The organism is Micromonospora sp. NPDC049497, from assembly GCF_044465805.1.
Lineage (GTDB): Bacteria > Actinomycetota > Actinomycetes > Mycobacteriales > Micromonosporaceae > Micromonospora.
In genome coordinates, this window is sequence record NZ_JBITMC010000006.1 from 93111 (window position 1) to 109847 (window position 16737).

Consider the following 16737-nt stretch of genomic DNA (forward strand, 5'->3'; position numbering starts at 1 on the left):
GCGGGTGGGTCAGCCTCTGCGCCACTTCTGGTTGGCGGTGCCGGCGCAGTCCCAGAGCTGGAGCCGGGCGCCGTCCGCGCCGTTCCAGTCCTTGATGTCGACGCACTTGTTGGCCCGCAGGTTGACCAGGTCACCGGCGGCCGTGAGGGTGAACTGCTGCGCTCCGGTGCCGTTGCAGGTGTAGAGCTGGATGACAGCGCCGTTCCCGGTCGCTCCGCCGTCGACGTCCATGCACTTGTTGTTCTGGCTCTGCAGCGCGGTACCGGTGAACGTCCACTTCTGCGCGTTCGTGCCGTTGCAGCCCCACATCTGCAGCTGCACCCGGTCGGCGAAGGTGGAACTGGGCACGTCGATGCACTTGTTGTTCCAGTTGCTCACCAGCGCCGAGCCGCCACCGGGGTTGCCCGGACCGGCGCCGAACGGGCTGAGGATCAGCCCGGCCGAGCGCGGGTCGCCGTCGTGGACCAGCGACTCGAAGGCACCGACGTCGTCGAAGGCGAAGGCGTACGCCTTGCCGTCGACCATGTTGGCGTGGATGACGCGGGCGTAGTGGTTGGTCGGGTTGTTGCGGTAGAACTCGACGGGGTTGGTGCTGGGCTGGGTGTCGATGCTGCCCAGGGTGCCTCGGTTCAGCGCGGCGCAGAGCGTACGGGAGATCGGACCGACCACCTGGTCGTTCGGTGCGGGCAGGTCGCCGTCGCAGCCCCACACGCTGGCCGACGAGGGCCGGTTGAAGGACGCGACCACCTGGCCGGCGCCGTTGGTGAAGGTCATGACAGTGCCGGAGGTCCGCCCGAAGTACCGGATGGTCGGTTGGTTGGCGAACGGCACGACGGTCAGGGTCCTGGTGGTGTACGCGTTCCACGCCGAGGCGATGTACGAGTCCAGGTAGGTGGAGCTGAGCAGACCCGCGCCGGCGGCCTTGCCCGGTGCCAGCACGCGCAGCACCGTCCCGTCGGACCGGGTGTACACCGTGTTCGCCCAGCCGGGTTGGGATCGGATGCCGTCGATGATGGCGTTGCGGCCGTTGCTGACCACGTCCCCGGTGCGCCTGGTGACACCGTTGGCGCCGGTGACGCTGACCGCGTGCGGCACCGCGAACATGTCGACCTGCGAGCTGTTGAGCCACAGCCCGGCGTCGTTGTAGGTGAACTCGCTCCAGTCGAACAGGATGTCCCGGTTGGCGTCCCCGGGCGCCCAGGGCGCGGGCTGCACCAGTCCGTCGGGGGTCAGGAAGAACCGGAGTTTCTCGCCGAAGGAAAAGTAGACGCGGCCGGAGAAGCCGCGCGGGAAGCGGATGGTGGCGGTGCCGCCAGTGCCCGGGCCCGGAATGGAGGCGTCGGGCGCGGGCGCCGGCGGGTTCTGGCCGCCGGACCAGGGGATGAACGTGCCGGCCTGGTCGACGTAACCGAGGCGGTTGCTGGTGAGCTGGATGCCGATCACGTAGAGATGGACGGCCTCGGCGCGGCCGGTGTTGTTGGTCACGGTGACGGGCAGCAGCGTGGGGCCGACCGCCTGGGCGGGGGAGGCGACGGCGATCGTCGGGACGGCGACGACCAGGACGGAGACAGCGGTCAGGAGTCTTCTTCGGATGCCCACGGCAACTCCTCGGGGGTGGCGGGCGGGTGAGAGAGCGCTCTCTCAGACTCCAACTGTCAACTACGCGTGTCAATAGAAGGTCGACGATGCATCGGGCGACGGGAGGCACAAGACCCGCCTCCGAGGAGGCGGGTGCGGGTGCGGTGGTCCGAGGGCGGCGCGGGTGGTGTCAACCGCGCGGGGTGGGGACACCGAAGAGATCGACGATGCCGCCGGGAAGCTGGGCGAGCAGGTCGGCACGCTCGTCGTCGTCCAGCGCGTCCGCGACGGTGCGCAGCACCGCCTGCGCGTGCTGGCGGACCAGGTCCGCGTCCGCGCACTGCTCCCGCTCGCCGACGATCCGCAGGAAATCGCCGACGTCCCACCGTCGGCCCTGGGGATTACGCGTGACGTACCGGTCGACCCGATCCGGTAGCTGTGCCGCGAGATGGTCGGCCTCGCGTCCGGCGAGTCGTTCGCCGAGCACCGACAGGACGGCTTGGACGGACCGTGCGGCCTCCTCGTCGCTGAGGTTGGCGCGCTGCCGCACCGCGGAGATCAACTGCTCGTACTCCATGACCCGCTCCTTCCCCCCACGGTCCCGGCTCCTCCGGTCGGGACCCCTGCGCCCTACGCCGGTGTCGTCGTCGCCACGACAACAGCACGGGGCGCGACGGATTACCCGGTACGCGGGAGCAGAAGCCACCCGCCACGGGAAAGGTTGCGACCGTTACGGCATCGCGGTGTTCCGGCTGCCCGGTCTCGTGCCGATCGTCCTCGCCGTCCGGTCCCGCGCCCTCAGGGTCGTACGCACGACAGGGGTCCACCAGCGCACGTGAAGGAATGCCAGGCACGTGGTGAGCAGGGCGGACTCGCTACTCGCTCGGCTCCGGCGCGGTTTTCGACGGCGCCGCGGTCCTCGGCGGTGGTGCCGTGGCGGGGGTCCGACCCGTGGTTGGCACAGGACGGACGGTGGGACGGGGACGCCGTGTGTGGTCCTTCGTCGCCACCGGTGCGGCGTTTGCGGATGCCCACGGCGGGACCGGTGACGTGCCCGGTGCCGGTTGCTGGCCTGTCCCGTCGGCCCGCGCCGTGGTGCTGAGGGCGGCGGGCAGGGTCGGGGTGCCGGTCGACGTGACCGGCTCCGGGAAAGTGGCGCCGGCGGGGCCGGGTGGGTCGGTGGCGAAGGGAGCCGACGTGCCGGCCTCGGCCCGGTACGGCGGGTCGGTGGACGCAGCGTTGAAGGCTGCGGTGGTCAACGCGGCGACGATGACAACCAGGGCGACTGCCGCGCTCGTGCGGCGGTCCGGCCGCAGGGCGGTGAGCGGCGCGTCCGTCGGTCGTGCGGGCGGTGGTGGCACCGGTCGGGTCGCCTCGTGAGCGGTGAGGGAGGCATCGATGTCGGCGACGACGTCGGCACGGCGCCCGGTGGCGGCGGCGAACGCGAGGGTGAGGTAGAAGCGGAAGTTCACCACCGCGGCGGGTGGAGCCAGGAGCCCGGCCAGGCGGGGCTCCTCGGTGCTGTGCAGCAGCGACAGTGGAGCGTCGGTGTGGTGCGCGAGCCCCGTGACGTCCGCGTACCTCCATTCGCGCTCGCCGCCCGACCCGGAGAACGTGACCCGCTGACTGGTGACCACGAGGGCGCCGTCGTCGACGATCCGAAGGCCGCTCGGTGAGCCCCGTCCACCCGGGGTGGAGCGTACGCCGATCGTCACGCCGGGCGCCGGCAACCCGACGGCGTGCCGTGCGGGAACCTCGACCAGCTGCACGCCCGTCAGGACGCGGTAGACCACCTCGTGGTCGGCGAGCTGCACCGGCAGGCCGACAGTGGAAGGCAGGTAGCCCTGGAAGCCGGCGGCCTCGATCCGCAGCCGCGTGAGATGGTCGTGGTGCCGCTGCCAGGTCGAGGCTGCCTCGTCATACGCATGCTGCCGCCGGTCGTCCTCGCGGCGGGACCACCTGGTCCGCCAGCGGGGAGGGTCTCCGGTCTCCGGGCCGTCGATGACCGCTGATCTCGGCGTCACATCCGGTACAACTGATGACGGGCGATGAAGGACACGACCGTCAGTCCCGGCGGTCCTCGTCCGGCGTCGGGATCTCCTGGTTCTGCTCCAGGGCGTCCGCCGTGCCGAGGTCGCCGCGCACGGCGTCGGCGAGGTCGGTGCGGTCGCTGGGGGCAGCCAGGACGCCCTGCTCCGCCAGGTCCGCCTCGGACGCCTCCGGCACCGCGTGCGAGACCGTGTCGGCCGGGCCGACCACCGTCTCTTCCTGTCGTTGTTCCTGCGCGTCCGCCTCGGAAGCCTGGCCCAACGGGTCGGCGTCGTCCCGGTTCACAGCCATCACGGTCTCCTCCGGGCGATCGTCAGGCCTGCCGGCGGACGAACGGCGCGGTCTGGTCGGCGACGTCGCCGTACTCCGCCGGCAGTTGCGTCACCACCTGTTCGTAGTCGGTGGGGTCGAGGGCGTCCCGGAGGACGTCGAAGACCGCCGTCACCCCGTCCCGCGCCCGGTCCGGGGCGAGGTCCGCGCGACCGCTGACCCGCGCGACGAACACGTCGAGGCCGAACCGCTCGGCGGTCTCGCTGCCACCGAAGGCGTACGCCCGCAGGTCGCCGGGAAGGTGGTCGGCCAGGTCCCGTGCCTCGCCGCCGTCGATCCGTTCGGCCAGGGTGGTCAGCGTGGCCCGTGTGACGGCGGTGGCCTGCTCCGACGACATCCCAGAACGCGTCGCCACCAGGGCGACGAACTCGTTGTCGTTCACTGTGCGGCCTTCCTCTCGCCGGTGGGCCACCCGAATTCCCCGGCTCGACGTCCGCAAACGGGGCCGGCGCTCGGCGCGGACCGGGCCATCGAGGCGGCCACCAACCCGAACGTCCGCTTCACCAACATGGTCACGGTCTCCCTCGGCGGCGTCGGCGCCATCAACCGCGTCGTGAACAACACCGGAGGAGCGGCGAACGCCGCCAACCAGGTCGTGTATCTGACGAACCATCCGTAAGCGGCACGGCGGCGGGCCGGTACGGAGGCGCCGGCCCGCCGCCCGACCCGGTCCCCGCCGATGGGTCGGAAGGCACCGGCGTCGGCCGGGCAGCCGTGGCTCCACCATGGATGACTAGGCTGCTCGCATGGTCGACCACGGCATGCCCGGCGAGCATGCCGCCGTGATGCAGCCGGGCGCCTCGACCGTCGAGGCGGTGCGGGAGATCCTCTCCGCGATCCCGGCCGGATGCACCTGGCTGCTGCCGGTGACCTCGGCCGACGGCCAGGTCGTCGACTTCCGGGTCGCGGCGACGAGTGACCGGGGTGACGTCTACGGTCGGGGTGCCGGGCGGGTCGGGGGACTGCTGAGCGAGTTGTACCCCGCTGTCGTGGACGGCCCCCTGTGGCAGGTCTACCACGAGGTGCTGGCGAGTGGGGAGCCGCGCCGACTCCCCGACTTCCGGTACGCGGGCAGGCAGGCGGGCGTCGTCGCGGACTCCCTGTTCGACGTGACCGCCCACCGGGTCCTCGGCGGCATCCTGGTGTCGTGGCAGCGCCTGGACGAGGACCGGCGCCGGCTGGAACACACCGAACTGCTGGGCAACCTGGGCTGGGCCGAGTACGACGTGGTCACCGGGACCAGCGAGTGGTCACCGGGGCTGTACCGGATCTTCGAACGCGACCCCGGCCTGGGTCCGCTGTCCCGGGCCGAGCAGTCCGCGGCCGTCGTGCCGGCCGACGACGGACTGCGCGAGGCGGCCTGGCAGACGCTGGACAGCGGCGCGTCCTCCGACGTCACGGTGCGCTTCCGGGCCGGTACGTCCATGAAGTACCTGCGGATCCTCTCCGACGTCGCCCGCGACGCCGAGGGAGCCCCGCTGAAGATCTACGCGGTGGTGCAGGACGTCACGGCGCGGGTGGACTCGCGCTCCGCCATCGAGCGCCTCAGCGACCAGCTGCGGACCCGCGAGATCACGGCCCTGGCCGAGCACCGTCTCGCCGGGCAGTTGCAGAGCCTGATCCAGCCGGTGCCGCGCGAGCCGGTGCCGCTGGCGGGTGTCGAGGTTCTGGTCGGCTACCTGCCGGCCGAGCGTCTCGTCCAGGTCGGCGGCGACTGGTACCACGCGCAGACCCTGCCCGACGGGTCGGTCGCGCTCGCCGTGGGAGACGTCGCCGGGCACGGGCTGGAGGCGGCGAGCGGTATGGCCCACCTGCGGTTCGCCCTGGTGGCGTGGCTGTCGATCGGCATCCGGGACCCGGGCGTGCTGCTCGGCCACATGAACCGGCTCTGCCGTCAGCTCGACATCACCGGCACCGCGGTGATCGCCTTCTACGACGCCTCGACCCGGTCGTTGTGCTGGGCCCAGGCGGGCCATCCGCCCCCACTGCTGTCCCGTGCCGGGACCACCACCACGCTCGACCGTCCGCCGGGCCTCCTGCTCGGCGCCAACCCCCACGCCACCTACCCGGTGGTCACGGCCCGGCTGCGGACCGATGACCTGCTCCTGCTCTACACCGACGGGCTGGTGGAACGGCGCTCCGCCTCCGTCGACCTGTTGGCCGGGGTGATGCAGGCGTTGTCCGCCCTGTCCCGGAACCCGGGAGGTCAGACGCTGCCCCGGCTCCGGGACCTGGTGCACCAACCCAGCCCGGACGACGACACCTGCACGTTGGCCGTCCGCGTGCTGCCCTGACAGCTCCTGCTCCGCGGCCCGTCACCAGGCGCAGGGTGCGTAGTCCTTGAGGAAGCACCCGTACAGGTCCTCGCCCTGCTCGCCGCGGACGATCGGGTCGTACACCCGGGCCGCGCCGTCGACCAGGTCCAGCGGGGCGTGGAAGCCGGCGTCGGCCAGCCGCATCTTCGTCGGGTGGGGCCGCTCGTCGGTGATCCAGCCGGTGTCGACGCTGGTCATCAGAATGCCGTCGGCCAGCATCTCCTGCGCGCTGGTCCGGGTCAGCATGTTCAACGCGGCCTTGGCCATGTTGGTGTGCGGGTGCCCCGGCCCCTTGTAGCCGCGGGCGAACTGGCCCTCCATCGCCGACACGTTCACCACGTACTTGCGGCGGGCGGGCGCCGCGGCCATCACCGGTCGTAGCCGGCTCACCAGGACGAACGGCGCGGTCACATTGCACAGCTGCACTTCGAGCAGCTCGACCGGGTCCACCTCGTGCACCCGCTGCACCCAGCTGTTGACCGGGTCGAGGTCCGGCACCAGGCCGCCGGCGTCGATGGCGGTGGCTGCCGCGATCCGCTCCGGCGAGGCGGACCCGCTCGTCAGCGCCAGCGCGGTGAGCGCCTGCGGAGTGATCGCGGCCGACTGCGGCGACGTCGTCAGGCTGCCCACCGGATCGTCCCGGCCGACCGGCTTGGCGAAGGTGATCATCTCCGGCAGCGGCCCGTCCGGCAGGGCCGCCGCCTCCGCGGCGACGAGGTGCGCGTACGCCCCGGCCGTGCGACGGACGGTCTGCGCCGCGTTGTTGATCAGGATGTCCAGCGGCCCCTGCTCGGCGACCGAGTCGGCGAGGGCGATCACCTGGGCGGGGTCACGCAGGTCGATACCGACGACCCGCAGGCGGTGCAGCCAGTCCCCGCTGTCGGGCATCGCGGCGAACCGGCGGACCGCGTCGTGCGGGAACCGGGTGGTCACCGTGGTGTGCGCACCGTCACGCAGCAGCCGCAGCGCGATGTACATGCCGATCTTCGCCCGGCCGCCGGTGAGCAGTGCGCGCCGGCCGGTGAGGTCGGTGCGGGCGTCGCGGCGCTCCCGGTTGAGTGCGGCGCAGGGCGGGCAGAGCTGGTGGTAGAAGGCATCCACCTCGTGGTAGCGCTGCTTGCACACGTAGCAGCCGCGCGGGTTGTGCAGGAAGCCGGCCGTGGCGCCCGCGGTGGGGGAGGCGAGCGGGACGCCCTGGGTCTCGTCGTCGATCCGGCCGGGGGCGCCGGTGGCGGTGGCTGCCGTCACCGCGCGGTCGGCCGCCGCGATGGCGTTCCGCCGTTCCTCGCGTCGCCGTTGCTTGATCACCTTGTAGAGCCTCGCGGTGGCCCGCTGCACCCGTACGACGTCCGGGTGATCGGAAGGCAGGTCCTCCAGAGCCTCGAAGACACTGAGGCAGGTCTCCAGTTGGCTTCGGTCGATGCCGGTCTGGCTGCTGTCGGTGATGTCGTCCGCCGTCATTCGTTACGTCTCGTCCCGTTCCTGTGCCGGGTCCTCCCGGCCCACCCCTCGTCCGACCGGGAACTGTACGCACCGCACGGCCCCGGACGCATCCCTCGGCCGTTCGTCAGCCCGGGACCGCGAGCTGCCGGAACCGGCCCGGGGTGACGGAGAGCACCGCTAGCGTCGGGACCATGCCCGCCCGTCCGTCCCGCTGGTCCAGGCCGCTCCGGGTACTGGAGGCGCCGTCGTACCTGCAGGCGTTCGTCCTCTCCGGCGTGGTCACGGTGCTGGTCACCCGTGCCTATCTCCAGGCGGCCGACTATCCGCAGCTCGGCGGGGGTGGGCTGCACATCGCGCACGTGCTGTGGGGCGGCCTCCTGATGACGGCCGGCCTGGGGGTGGCGCTGGTCTTCCTCGGCAGTGCGGCGCGGAGCCTCGGCGCGGTTCTGGGCGGCATCGGGTTCGGGCTCTTCATCGACGAGGTGGGCAAGTTCGTCACCGCCGGGACCGACTACTTCTACGCCCCGGCCGCCGGCATCATCTACGGTGCCTTCGCCCTGCTGGTGGTGATCACCCAGGCCCTCCGGGGGCAGGTCCGGCTCTCCGGCCCGGAGCGGACGGCGAACGCCCTGTACGGCGTCGTCGGTGGGCTCCGCACCGGCCTCACCGATGATCGTCGCGCGGCGGTGACCCGGCTGGTCCGTGGGTGCGGTCCGGACGTCGAGGAGGGGGTGGCCCGGCTGCTCGACGCGGTGCCCCGACGCGAGCCGCCCGGCTCCCGGTTCTGGGAGCCCTGGCTCAGGTTGGCCCGCCGGGCGGTGGTCTGGGTGACCACCCACCGGTGGGTGGTGGCGCTGGTGGTGCTCTACCTCGTCGGCGAGCCGTTCGTCGTCGTGGGGAACGTCCTTCTGGACGCGGTCACCGGCCAGTTGGACGACCAGCGGGAGTGGCGTGCGGTGCTCGGGGTCTCGGCCTCGGCGCTGATCACCGTGGTGCTCAGCATCCGTGGGGCGTCGCTGCTGCCACGCGACCGGGTGCGGGCGTTCCGGCTGTTCAAGCTCGCGCTCCTGGTGGACCTGCTGTTCGGGCAGATCTTCAGTTTCACCGTCAACCAGTTCGGGGCGCTCTCCGCGCTCGCGGTGGACCTCTTCCTGCTCGCCGTGGTGACCGCCGAGTACCGCCGGCTCTGCCGGCAGGCCCCGGCCGCCGGCCCCTGACCTTCGCCGACCATGGCCTCGGCGTGTGACGATGCGGTTCATGCGTGCAGTGATCTTCGACGAGTTCGGTGCCCGACCCGAGGTCCGGGACGTCCCGGACCCGGTCCCGCCGTCCGGGGGCGTGGTCATCCGCGTCGAGGCGACCGGACTGTGTCGCAGCGACTGGCACGGCTGGCAGGGGCACGATCCCGACATCCGCCTGCCACACGTTCCCGGCCACGAGTTCGCCGGCGTGGTCGCGGCGGTCGGCCCCGGCGTACGCGGCTGGCGGCCCGGCGACCGGGTCACCGCGCCCTTCGTCTGCGCATGTGGGCAGTGCCCGACCTGCCTGGCGGGCGACCAGCAGGTCTGCGAGCGGCAGACGCAGCCGGGCTTCACCCACTGGGGCTCGTTCGCGGAGTACGTGGCGGTGCGGAACGCCGACGTCAACCTGGTCCGGCTCCCCGACGAGCTGGACCACCCGGCTGCGGCGGCGCTGGGCTGCCGCTTCGCCACGGCGTTCCGGGCCGTGGTCGGCCAGGGGCGGGTCGCCGCGGGCGAGTGGGTGGCGGTGCACGGGTGCGGCGGGGTGGGGCTCTCCGCCGTGATGATCGCGGTGGCGTGCGGCGCGCGGGTGGTGGCGGTGGACGTGGCCCCCGGCGCCCTCGACCTGGCCAGGAGCTGCGGGGCCGCGGTCGGTCTGGACGGTCGCGCCCTCGCCGGACCGGGAGAGGTGGCCGCGGCCGTGCGGGAGGTGACCGGCGGCGGCGCCCACCTGTCGCTCGACACGTTGGGCAGTCACGCCACCTGTACCGCCTCGATCGAGAGCCTCCGGCGGCGTGGCCGCCACGTGCAGGTCGGACTCCTTCCCGCCGCCCAGGGCCGCCCGGCCCTGCCGATGGAACTCGTGATCGCGTTCGAGCTGGAGCTGCGGGGCAGCCACGGCATGCCCGCACACGCCTATCCGGAGCTGCTCCGGCTGGTCACCGCCGGCGTACTGCGTCCCGCCGAGCTCGTCACCCGCACCATCGGCCTCACCGGAGCGCCCGACGCGCTGGCCACGATGGACCGGCCCGCCGCCGGCGGAATGTGCCTGATCCGCCCCGTCAGGCGGGGTCGATCGCGAACATGAAGCAGCCGTAGAGCACGTTGCGGCTGTGCAGGGTGGCCACGTCCGGGCGGGCGAACAACTGCGCGATGGCCGTCTCCGCCCGGGTGCCCTCGACGGCGAGGGCGTCGGCGATGCGGCCGGTCCGGTCGTACGCGCGGAAGACCTGACGGCGGTGGCGGAACCCGGGCGGGTACGTGGTCCGCTCGGCGTAACCCTCGCACGGGTCGGCGTGCACGAAGACCGGGCCGATCTCGCGGTAGGCACCCGCGGTGCCGTCGGGGCGGTACGCGACGAGCGCCAGGCGTTCACCGACGTGGGCGTCGCGCAGGCAGCACCGCAGCGGGGCGCCGTCCTCCTCGGCGACGAACGGTGCGAAGCGCTCACCGGCGTCGTCGGTACCGTCGTGACGCAGGGTGTCCAGCCGCGTCGCGGAGATCGGGGTGATGAGGAAGCTCATACCTCCGACGATGCCGCCGTCGGACGTCGACGTCTCGCGGAAATCGGTCGTGGCACTTCACGACGTGCGGCCGGACGGTCCGAGGCGGCGAACGACGCCGGGTCCGCCCGGAGCGGGCGACACCGGCGCCGTCGGACCGGCGGCCCCGGTCAGGCGGTGGGGCGCAATTCGGCGAGGAGCTTCTCCACCCGGGTGCGGATGTCGTCGCGGATCGGGCGTACGGATTCGACGCCCTTGCCGGCGGGGTCTTCGAGCTTCCAGTCCTCGTAGCGCTTGCCGGGGAAGACCGGGCAGGCGTCGCCGCAGCCCATGGTGACGATGACGTCGGAGGACTCGGCGGTGGCGTACTCGAGGAGCTTGGGGGTCTGGTCGGTGATGTCGATGCCCACCTCTCGCATGGCCTCGACCGCGGCGGGGTTGACCGTCTCGGCGGGCGCCGAGCCGGCGGAGCGGACCTCGACGGTGTCACCGGCGAGGTGGCGCAGCCATCCGGCGGCCATCTGGGAGCGGCCGGCGTTGTGCACGCAGACGAAGAGGACGCTGGGCTTGTCGGACATCAGGAAGCCTTTCTGGCAGTACGGGTGGAGAGGTGCTGGTCGAGGGCCGGGTCCCGGTCGTCGGTGGGCACGACCACCTGGTCGGCGGCCTGCCCGGCATCGGGGTAGAGGGCGGTCAGGAGCCCGATGCCGACGGCGAGGCCGACGATCTGGGCGACGACGAAGCCGGGCACCGAGGCGGGGGCGATGCCGGCGAAGGTGTCGGTGAAGGCCCGACCGACGGTCACCGCGGGGTTGGCGAACGACGTGGACGAGGTGAACCAGTAGGCGGCCCCGATGTACGCGCCGACCGCCGCCGGGGCGACCGGAGCGCGGCCGGAACGTGCCAGCGCGAAGACGAGCAGGATCAGGCCGGTGGTGGCGACGACCTCGCCGAGCCACAGGTTGCCCGCCGCGCGCTCCTTGCCCGACCAGGTCACGGCCGTCAGGTCGAACATCAGGTTCGCCAGCACCGAGCCGGCGACGGCGCCCGCGACCTGTGCGGCCACGTAGCCGCCGAGGTCCCGGCCGGTGAGGCCGGTGCCGGCGCGGCGGCCGAGGAGCCAGTCGGCGGCGGAGACGACCGGATTGAAGTGCGCGCCGGAGACCGGGCCGAAGATCAGGATCAGCGTGCCCAGGGCGAAGGCGGTGGCGATCGAGTTCTCCAGCAGTTGGAGCCCGACGTCGGCGGGGGAGAGGGTGGCGGCCATGATGCCGGAGCCCACCACGGCGGTGACCAGCAGAGCGGTGCCGGTGAACTCGGCCAGCAGGCGCCGCCGGAGTGCGATGGTCATCAGTCTGTTCTCTCCCGGTGCAGTAGGGCCGCGGGCCATGTGTCGGCCCGGCGGGTGATTCAGCGGTCTCCCGAGTTCAGTGCCGGGGTGATGACGGGGGCGACGCGGTCGACGCGGGCGGCGAGATCGGCGAAGGCAGCCTCGAACGCGTCGTCGGTGTCGACCCGGACCGGGTCGGGCACCGACCAGTGCAGCCGGGGCCGGCTCGACCCTGTGAGTTCCTCGTGGGCGCTGTCGCAGACGGCGATGACGAGGTCTTCGTCCCGCACCACGTCGGAGACGTGGGCGGTGCCGGTCGGGTCGATCGTCAGCCCGTGCTGGTGAGCCACGGCGACGGCGCGCGGATGCACGTGGCCGGCAGGCTTCGTCCCCGCGGACGCCGCTGCGGTGTGGGTCCGGTCGGACCACAGTGCGGCGGCGAGCTGGGAGCGGGCGGAGTTTCGGGTGCAGACGAACACCACCCGCCCCACCCCGGCCAGCGGCGCCGGGGTCAGCACGGCCAGGGCCTCGGGCCGCAGTCGCAGGTAGGTGCGGCGCCGGTCGCCCTCGGAGCGGCCACGAACGACCAGGCCCGCGCGGGTGAGGACCTTGACGTGGTGGGCGACCAGGTTCGTCGGCATGCCCAGGTCGTGGGCGATCTCGCCGGGAGAGGCGTCGCCCAGCGCCAGCGCGTCCACGATCTCCAGGCGCGCCGGGTCGCCGAGCGCGGCGTGGATCCGTGCGCGGCCCTGCAGCGAGTCAAGCTCAGCGTTCATTGACTCAACTATCGCTGAGTCAATTCGACACTGTCAAGCTGACATGGGCGCGGCCTACGCGGTGGCGGGCGGTTCGACGGCGAGCAGGCCGGCGAGTTGGCGCAGAATGGCCGGCCGAGCCCGGTAGTACACCCAGGTGCCCCGCCGCTCGGCGTCGACGAGGCCGGCCTCGCGCAACGTCTTCAGGTGATGCGAGATCGTCGGCCCGGTCAGGTCGAACGCCGGGGTCAGGTCGCAGACGCACGCCTCCCCGCCGTCCGCCGAGGCGATCATCGACATCAACTGCAGCCGCACGGGGTCCCCGAGCGCCTTGAACGCGGGCGCGAGGACGGCGGCGGTTTCGGCCGGCACCCGGCGCCGGGCCAGCGGCGGGCAGCACGGCGTGTCGGCGGTGAGGTCGACGACCGGAAGCGACGCCCCTTGTTTTGACATGCGTCTAGGTTGACAGACGCCTAAGCAGCGTGCAACTGTCTGATTCGACGAACGTCAAGACAAGCGTCGGCGGGAGGGGGGATCGTCATGACCGGTCGCAGCGCTAGACTTTAATCGCCAATCGGCGATGGACGATAGAGGGGGATGGGTATGGAGGAACTGCTCGACCGGGCGACGGCGCAGACGTACGCGTCGTGGTTCCGGGCCCTCGCGGACCCGACGCGGGTGCAGATCGTCGAGTACCTGGCTCGCCATGCCCGGCCCATGAGCGTGGGCGAGATCGTCGCCGCCGTCGGCCTGGCGCAGTCCACCGTCTCCCAGCACCTGAAGATCCTGACCGAGGTGCGGTTCGTCCTCGTCGAGCCGGTCGGTACCGCCCGGCACTACCGCATCAACGACGCCTGCGTCGGTTGTTTCCCCTCCGCCGCCGACGTCGTCATGGGCCGACCCGCCCCGAGCCCGAACGGAGCCTGCTGATGCCCGACGTCACCGTCCGCCCCATGACGGCCGCCGACGCCCGGCGGGTCCTGTCGATCTACCAGGCCGGCCTCGACGGCGGCCACGCCAGCTTCGAGACCACCGCACCCACCTGGGCCGTGTTCGACGCCGGCAGGCTGCCCGACCACCGCTTCGTGGCGGTCGACGCGGGCGGCCGGGTGGTCGGCTGGGTCGCCGTCTCGCCGACCTCGACCCGCGCCGTGTACGCGGGCGTGGTGGAACACTCCGTCTACGTCGACCCTGCCGCGCAGGGCCGCGGCGCGGCCCGGTTGCTGCTGGACGCGCTCGTCGCCTCCACCGAGGCGGCCGGCATCTGGACGATCCAGTCCGGCGTCTTCCCCGAGAACGCCGCCAGCCTCGCCCTGCACGAACGGGCCGGCTTCCGGGCCATCGGTGTCCGGGAGCGGGTCGCGCGCCACCACGGCCGGTGGCGCGACGTGGTCCTGCTCGAGCGGCGCAGTCCCGTCATCGTCTGACCCTGCCTGGCCCAGAGCGCGGGGCCAGCTTCCACCCGCTTGATTCGATATTTGTCTACCCAGAGGAGTTGTCCGATGAGCACCCTGAACGAGCTGCCCGTCGTGGTGATCGGTGCCGGCCCGGTCGGCCTGGCCGCCGCCGCGCACCTGCACGAGCGCGGCATCGCCTTCACCGTCCTCGAAGCCGGCGACACCGCCGGCGCCGCGGTGCGGCAGTGGGGACACGTGCGGGTGTTCTCGCCGTGGCGGTACGACATCGACCCGGCCGCCCGCCGCCTCCTGGACGACTCCGGCTGGGTCGCCCCCGACCTGGAGGCCCTGCCCACCGGCGCCGAGTTGGCCGGCGACTACCTTCAGCCCCTGGCCGAGCTGCCGGCGATCAAGCCACACCTGCGCTACGGCGCCCGGGTCGAGGCGATCAGCCGGCTCGGCCTGGACCGCCTGCGCACCGCGGGACGCGAGACGACCCCGTTCCTGATCCGTCTCACCGACGGCGAGGAACTGCTCGCCCGCGCGGTGATCGACGCCTCCGGCACCTGGGGCGTCCCGAACGTCCTCGGCGCGTCCGGCCTGCCCGCCCGGGGCGAGGCCGACGTGACGGCGTACCTGGAGCACGCGCTGCCCGACGTGCTGGGCCCGGCCCGGCACCGGTTCGCCGGCCGGCACACCCTGGTCGTCGGCGCCGGCCACTCCGCCGCCAACACCCTGCTCTCCCTGGCGGAGCTGGCCGAGTCCACGCCGGGCACCGAGGTGACCTGGGCGATCCGATCCACTTCGCCGTCGCGCACCTACGGCGGCGGCGACGCCGACGCCCTTCCGGCGCGGGGCGCCCTCGGCTCGCGGCTGCGCGCCCACGTCGACGCCGGCCGGATCCGGCTGCTCACGGGCTTCTCGGTGCAGGCCCTCGCGCCGGTCGGTGACCGCGTGAGCGTGGTCGTCCGGCATGCCGACGGTGGCGAGGAGTCGATCACCGTGGACCGCGTCGTCGCGGCCACCGGCTTCCGTCCGGACCACTCCATCGCCGCCGAGCTGCGCCTGGACCTGGACCCCGTCATGGGAGCCACCCGCGCCCTGGCGCCGCTGATCGACCCGAACGAGCACTCCTGCGGCACCGTGCCCCCACACGGCGTGGACGAGCTCGCCCATCCGGAGACCGGCTACTACGCCGTCGGCATGAAGAGCTACGGCAGGGCGCCGACGTTCCTCATGGCCACCGGCTACGAGCAGGTCCGTTCCGTCGTCGCCGCTCTCGCCGGCGACTGGCAGGCGGCGCGCGAGGTCCAGCTCGACCTGCCCGAGACCGGGGTCTGCACCAGCAACCCCGACGACTCCGCCACCGGCGACAGCTGCTGCGGGCCGACGCCGGCCGCCGAGCCGGCGGCGCGCGGGCTCGCCACCGGTGTCTCCGGTGGCCTGCTCGCCGGGCCGTTGAGTCTGGTCACGCTCGACGCCGCCGCCGCGGGCGGCCAGACCGGCGGCTGCTGCGGCAGCTGATGCCCGCCACCACGACGGTGCCCGCCGACCTCACGGTCGGCGGGCACCGCGGTTGGCGCGTCGTCGCCGCCCTCGCCGTGACCTCGACCGTCGGCTACGGCACCCTCCACTACGCCTACGCGGTCCTGCTCACCACCATGGCCACGGACCTCGGCGCGTCCACCACCGCGGTCACCGGTGCGCTCACCGCCAGCGTCCTGGCCGGCGCCGTCATGGCCATCCCCGTCGGCCGGTGGCTCGACCGCCACGGTGGACGTGCTCTCATGACCGCCGGCTCCCTCACCGCCACCGCGCTCCTGATCGCCTGGTCGCAGGTGCGGACCATCGGGCAGCTGTACGCCGTGATGATCGGCGTCGGGATCACCGGCGCGATGGTGCTCTACGAACCCGCCTTCGCCGTCATCGTCTCCTGGTTCACCCCCGACCGACGGGCCACCGCCATGCTCGCCGTCACCGTCGTCGCCGGATTCGCCAGCACCATCTTCATGCCCCTGACCGGTGTCCTGGTGGCCCACCTCGGCTGGCGCGGCGCGCTGCTCGCGCTCGCCGCCGTCCACGGCGCGGTGACCGTGCCCCTGCACGCCCTCGCCATCCGCAGGCCCCCACACACCACGGCACCCACCCCCTCGGCGCGAACCGACCACACCCGACGCCAGGTCGCGGCGGCGCGCACCGCCCTGCACGACCCTCGGTTCTGGATCCTCGCCGCCACCCTCGTCGCGCACGGCGCCGCCACCAGCACCATCGGCGTCCACCTCGTCGGCTACCTCGTCAGCCGCGGCCATCCCGCCACCGTCGCCGCCACCGTCGCCGGCCTGCTCGGCGTCCTGTCGGTCACCGGACGACTCGTCCTCACCGGGGCCCGGCGCCGGCTCCCGGTCACCACCGTCGTCGCCGCCGTGTTCGCGATCCAGGCCGTCGCCGTCCTCGCCATGCCCGTGGCCGCCTCGACCCGGGCCGGGGCAGTCGTCACCGTCATCGGATTCGGGCTCGGCTTCGGCATCGTCAGCCTCGCCACGCCCGCCCTGCTCGCCGACCGCTACGGCTCCGTCGCCTACGCCACCATCGCCGGACGACTCGCCGCGCCCGTCACCACGGCCAAGGCCGCCGCACCCCTGGGTGCCGCCGCGCTCGTGCACCACGGCGGCTACCACGTCCTGCTGGCGTGCGTCGCCACCGCCTGCCTCCTCGCCGCCGCCGGCATGGTCGCCGTGCGAGGGAGCACCCGCCGCGAACCGATTGACTTTCGATAGGTAGCGAGCGAGAATCGATG

Annotated in this window: 19 protein-coding genes; 8 read left to right on the top strand and 11 right to left on the bottom strand. The window is 72.8% G+C overall.

Features of this window, described 5'->3' with window-relative positions; genetic code table 11:
• Positions 1-9 precede the first annotated feature (9 nt).
• The 5 genes from ACIBR0_RS11335 to ACIBR0_RS11355 form a co-directional block, all read right to left on the bottom strand.
• The gene (locus tag ACIBR0_RS11335; protein ID WP_396714512.1) at positions 10-1599 is read right to left on the bottom strand and encodes a beta-1,3-glucanase family protein; all 1590 of its coding nucleotides are present in this window, start codon (positions 1597-1599) and stop codon (positions 10-12) included.
• A gap of 169 nt (positions 1600-1768) precedes the next feature.
• Positions 1769-2155 (bottom strand): DUF2267 domain-containing protein, encoded by a 387-nt coding sequence (locus tag ACIBR0_RS11340; RefSeq protein ID WP_396714514.1) that lies wholly within the window; start codon positions 2153-2155, stop codon positions 1769-1771.
• Between the two features lie 298 nt (positions 2156-2453).
• The gene (locus ACIBR0_RS11345) at positions 2454-3602 is read right to left on the bottom strand and encodes a hypothetical protein (RefSeq protein ID WP_396714516.1); all 1149 of its coding nucleotides are present in this window, start codon (positions 3600-3602) and stop codon (positions 2454-2456) included.
• A gap of 40 nt (positions 3603-3642) precedes the next feature.
• Positions 3643-3918: a hypothetical protein gene (locus tag ACIBR0_RS11350; protein ID WP_396714518.1), complete on the bottom strand. Its 276-nt coding sequence runs from the start codon at positions 3916-3918 to the stop codon at positions 3643-3645.
• 22 nt (positions 3919-3940) lie between these two features.
• Entirely contained in the window at positions 3941-4339 is a 399-nt protein-coding gene (locus tag ACIBR0_RS11355) for a DUF2267 domain-containing protein (RefSeq protein ID WP_396714520.1), read from the bottom strand.
• A 21-nt stretch (positions 4340-4360) separates the two neighbouring features.
• Here ACIBR0_RS11355 and ACIBR0_RS11360 point away from each other — a divergent pair, with 21 nt between their 5' ends.
• Together ACIBR0_RS11360 and ACIBR0_RS11365 are read left to right on the top strand one after the other, a co-directional pair.
• Positions 4361-4576: a hypothetical protein gene (locus tag ACIBR0_RS11360; protein ID WP_396714522.1), complete on the top strand. Its 216-nt coding sequence runs from the start codon at positions 4361-4363 to the stop codon at positions 4574-4576.
• Positions 4577-4703: 127 nt separating this feature from the next.
• A complete protein-coding gene (locus ACIBR0_RS11365) occupies positions 4704-6251 on the top strand; it encodes a PP2C family protein-serine/threonine phosphatase (protein ID WP_396714524.1) in 1548 nt (515 codons plus the stop codon).
• Positions 6252-6272: 21 nt separating this feature from the next.
• On the opposite strand, the gene ACIBR0_RS11370 is transcribed toward ACIBR0_RS11365, so the two are convergent.
• A complete protein-coding gene (locus ACIBR0_RS11370) occupies positions 6273-7733 on the bottom strand; it encodes an SDR family NAD(P)-dependent oxidoreductase (RefSeq protein ID WP_396714526.1) in 1461 nt (486 codons plus the stop codon).
• Positions 7734-7906: 173 nt separating this feature from the next.
• Between ACIBR0_RS11370 and ACIBR0_RS11375 the strand changes: the two genes are divergently transcribed.
• Positions 7907-8932 carry a hypothetical protein gene (locus ACIBR0_RS11375; RefSeq protein ID WP_396714528.1) on the top strand — a complete coding sequence of 342 codons (1026 nt, stop codon included), beginning with the start codon at positions 7907-7909 and terminating at the stop codon, positions 8930-8932.
• Positions 8933-8972: 40 nt separating this feature from the next.
• The gene (locus ACIBR0_RS11380; RefSeq protein ID WP_396714530.1) at positions 8973-10043 is read left to right on the top strand and encodes a zinc-dependent alcohol dehydrogenase family protein; all 1071 of its coding nucleotides are present in this window, start codon (positions 8973-8975) and stop codon (positions 10041-10043) included.
• On the opposite strand, the gene ACIBR0_RS11385 is transcribed toward ACIBR0_RS11380, so the two are convergent.
• The 5 genes from ACIBR0_RS11385 to ACIBR0_RS11405 form a co-directional block, all read right to left on the bottom strand.
• Positions 10018-10479 carry a DUF1203 domain-containing protein gene (locus ACIBR0_RS11385; protein WP_396714532.1) on the bottom strand — a complete coding sequence of 154 codons (462 nt, stop codon included), beginning with the start codon at positions 10477-10479 and terminating at the stop codon, positions 10018-10020. The two genes, ACIBR0_RS11380 and ACIBR0_RS11385, sit on opposite strands and share 26 nt — an antisense overlap.
• A gap of 149 nt (positions 10480-10628) precedes the next feature.
• On the bottom strand, positions 10629-11036 hold the full coding sequence (locus ACIBR0_RS11390) for an arsenate reductase ArsC (RefSeq protein WP_357037220.1): 408 nt from the start codon (positions 11034-11036) through the stop codon (positions 10629-10631).
• On the bottom strand, positions 11036-11809 hold the full coding sequence (locus tag ACIBR0_RS11395) for an aquaporin (RefSeq protein ID WP_396714534.1): 774 nt from the start codon (positions 11807-11809) through the stop codon (positions 11036-11038). Before ACIBR0_RS11395 ends, ACIBR0_RS11390 begins: the two co-directional genes overlap by 1 nt.
• A 59-nt stretch (positions 11810-11868) precedes the next feature.
• Positions 11869-12564 (bottom strand): helix-turn-helix domain-containing protein, encoded by a 696-nt coding sequence (locus ACIBR0_RS11400; RefSeq protein ID WP_396714536.1) that lies wholly within the window; start codon positions 12562-12564, stop codon positions 11869-11871.
• A gap of 54 nt (positions 12565-12618) precedes the next feature.
• Positions 12619-12996 carry an ArsR/SmtB family transcription factor gene (locus ACIBR0_RS11405; protein ID WP_396714539.1) on the bottom strand — a complete coding sequence of 126 codons (378 nt, stop codon included), beginning with the start codon at positions 12994-12996 and terminating at the stop codon, positions 12619-12621.
• Positions 12997-13146: 150 nt separating this feature from the next.
• On the opposite strand from ACIBR0_RS11405, the gene ACIBR0_RS11410 reads away from it, so the two are divergent.
• From ACIBR0_RS11410 to ACIBR0_RS11425, 4 genes are all read left to right on the top strand, one after another.
• The gene (locus ACIBR0_RS11410) at positions 13147-13473 is read left to right on the top strand and encodes an ArsR/SmtB family transcription factor (RefSeq protein ID WP_396714895.1); all 327 of its coding nucleotides are present in this window, start codon (positions 13147-13149) and stop codon (positions 13471-13473) included.
• On the top strand, positions 13473-13970 hold the full coding sequence (locus tag ACIBR0_RS11415; protein ID WP_396714541.1) for a GNAT family N-acetyltransferase: 498 nt from the start codon (positions 13473-13475) through the stop codon (positions 13968-13970). Before ACIBR0_RS11410 ends, ACIBR0_RS11415 begins: the two co-directional genes overlap by 1 nt.
• Before the next feature lie 75 nt (positions 13971-14045).
• Positions 14046-15464 (top strand): FAD-dependent oxidoreductase, encoded by a 1419-nt coding sequence (locus ACIBR0_RS11420; RefSeq protein WP_396714543.1) that lies wholly within the window; start codon positions 14046-14048, stop codon positions 15462-15464.
• A complete protein-coding gene (locus ACIBR0_RS11425; RefSeq protein ID WP_396714545.1) occupies positions 15464-16717 on the top strand; it encodes an MFS transporter in 1254 nt (417 codons plus the stop codon). The genes ACIBR0_RS11420 and ACIBR0_RS11425 overlap by 1 nt, the downstream gene beginning before the upstream one ends.
• Positions 16718-16737 lie beyond the last annotated feature (20 nt).

Coding starts and splice junctions, on each gene's coding strand:
- ACIBR0_RS11340 (WP_396714514.1), bottom strand. CDS start 2,155: ATGGAGTACGAGCAGTTGATCTCCGCGGTGCGGCAGCGCGCCAACCTC.
- ACIBR0_RS11350 (WP_396714518.1), bottom strand. CDS start 3,918: ATGGCTGTGAACCGGGACGACGCCGACCCGTTGGGCCAGGCTTCCGAG.
- ACIBR0_RS11365 (WP_396714524.1), top strand. CDS start 4,704: ATGGTCGACCACGGCATGCCCGGCGAGCATGCCGCCGTGATGCAGCCG.
- ACIBR0_RS11370 (WP_396714526.1), bottom strand. CDS start 7,733: ATGACGGCGGACGACATCACCGACAGCAGCCAGACCGGCATCGACCGA.
- ACIBR0_RS11375 (WP_396714528.1), top strand. CDS start 7,907: ATGCCCGCCCGTCCGTCCCGCTGGTCCAGGCCGCTCCGGGTACTGGAG.
- ACIBR0_RS11380 (WP_396714530.1), top strand. CDS start 8,973: ATGCGTGCAGTGATCTTCGACGAGTTCGGTGCCCGACCCGAGGTCCGG.
- ACIBR0_RS11385 (WP_396714532.1), bottom strand. CDS start 10,479: ATGAGCTTCCTCATCACCCCGATCTCCGCGACGCGGCTGGACACCCTG.
- ACIBR0_RS11390 (WP_357037220.1), bottom strand. CDS start 11,036: ATGTCCGACAAGCCCAGCGTCCTCTTCGTCTGCGTGCACAACGCCGGC.
- ACIBR0_RS11395 (WP_396714534.1), bottom strand. CDS start 11,809: ATGACCATCGCACTCCGGCGGCGCCTGCTGGCCGAGTTCACCGGCACC.
- ACIBR0_RS11400 (WP_396714536.1), bottom strand. CDS start 12,564: ATGAACGCTGAGCTTGACTCGCTGCAGGGCCGCGCACGGATCCACGCC.
- ACIBR0_RS11405 (WP_396714539.1), bottom strand. CDS start 12,996: ATGTCAAAACAAGGGGCGTCGCTTCCGGTCGTCGACCTCACCGCCGAC.
- ACIBR0_RS11410 (WP_396714895.1), top strand. CDS start 13,147: ATGGAGGAACTGCTCGACCGGGCGACGGCGCAGACGTACGCGTCGTGG.
- ACIBR0_RS11415 (WP_396714541.1), top strand. CDS start 13,473: ATGCCCGACGTCACCGTCCGCCCCATGACGGCCGCCGACGCCCGGCGG.
- ACIBR0_RS11420 (WP_396714543.1), top strand. CDS start 14,046: ATGAGCACCCTGAACGAGCTGCCCGTCGTGGTGATCGGTGCCGGCCCG.
- ACIBR0_RS11425 (WP_396714545.1), top strand. CDS start 15,464: ATGCCCGCCACCACGACGGTGCCCGCCGACCTCACGGTCGGCGGGCAC.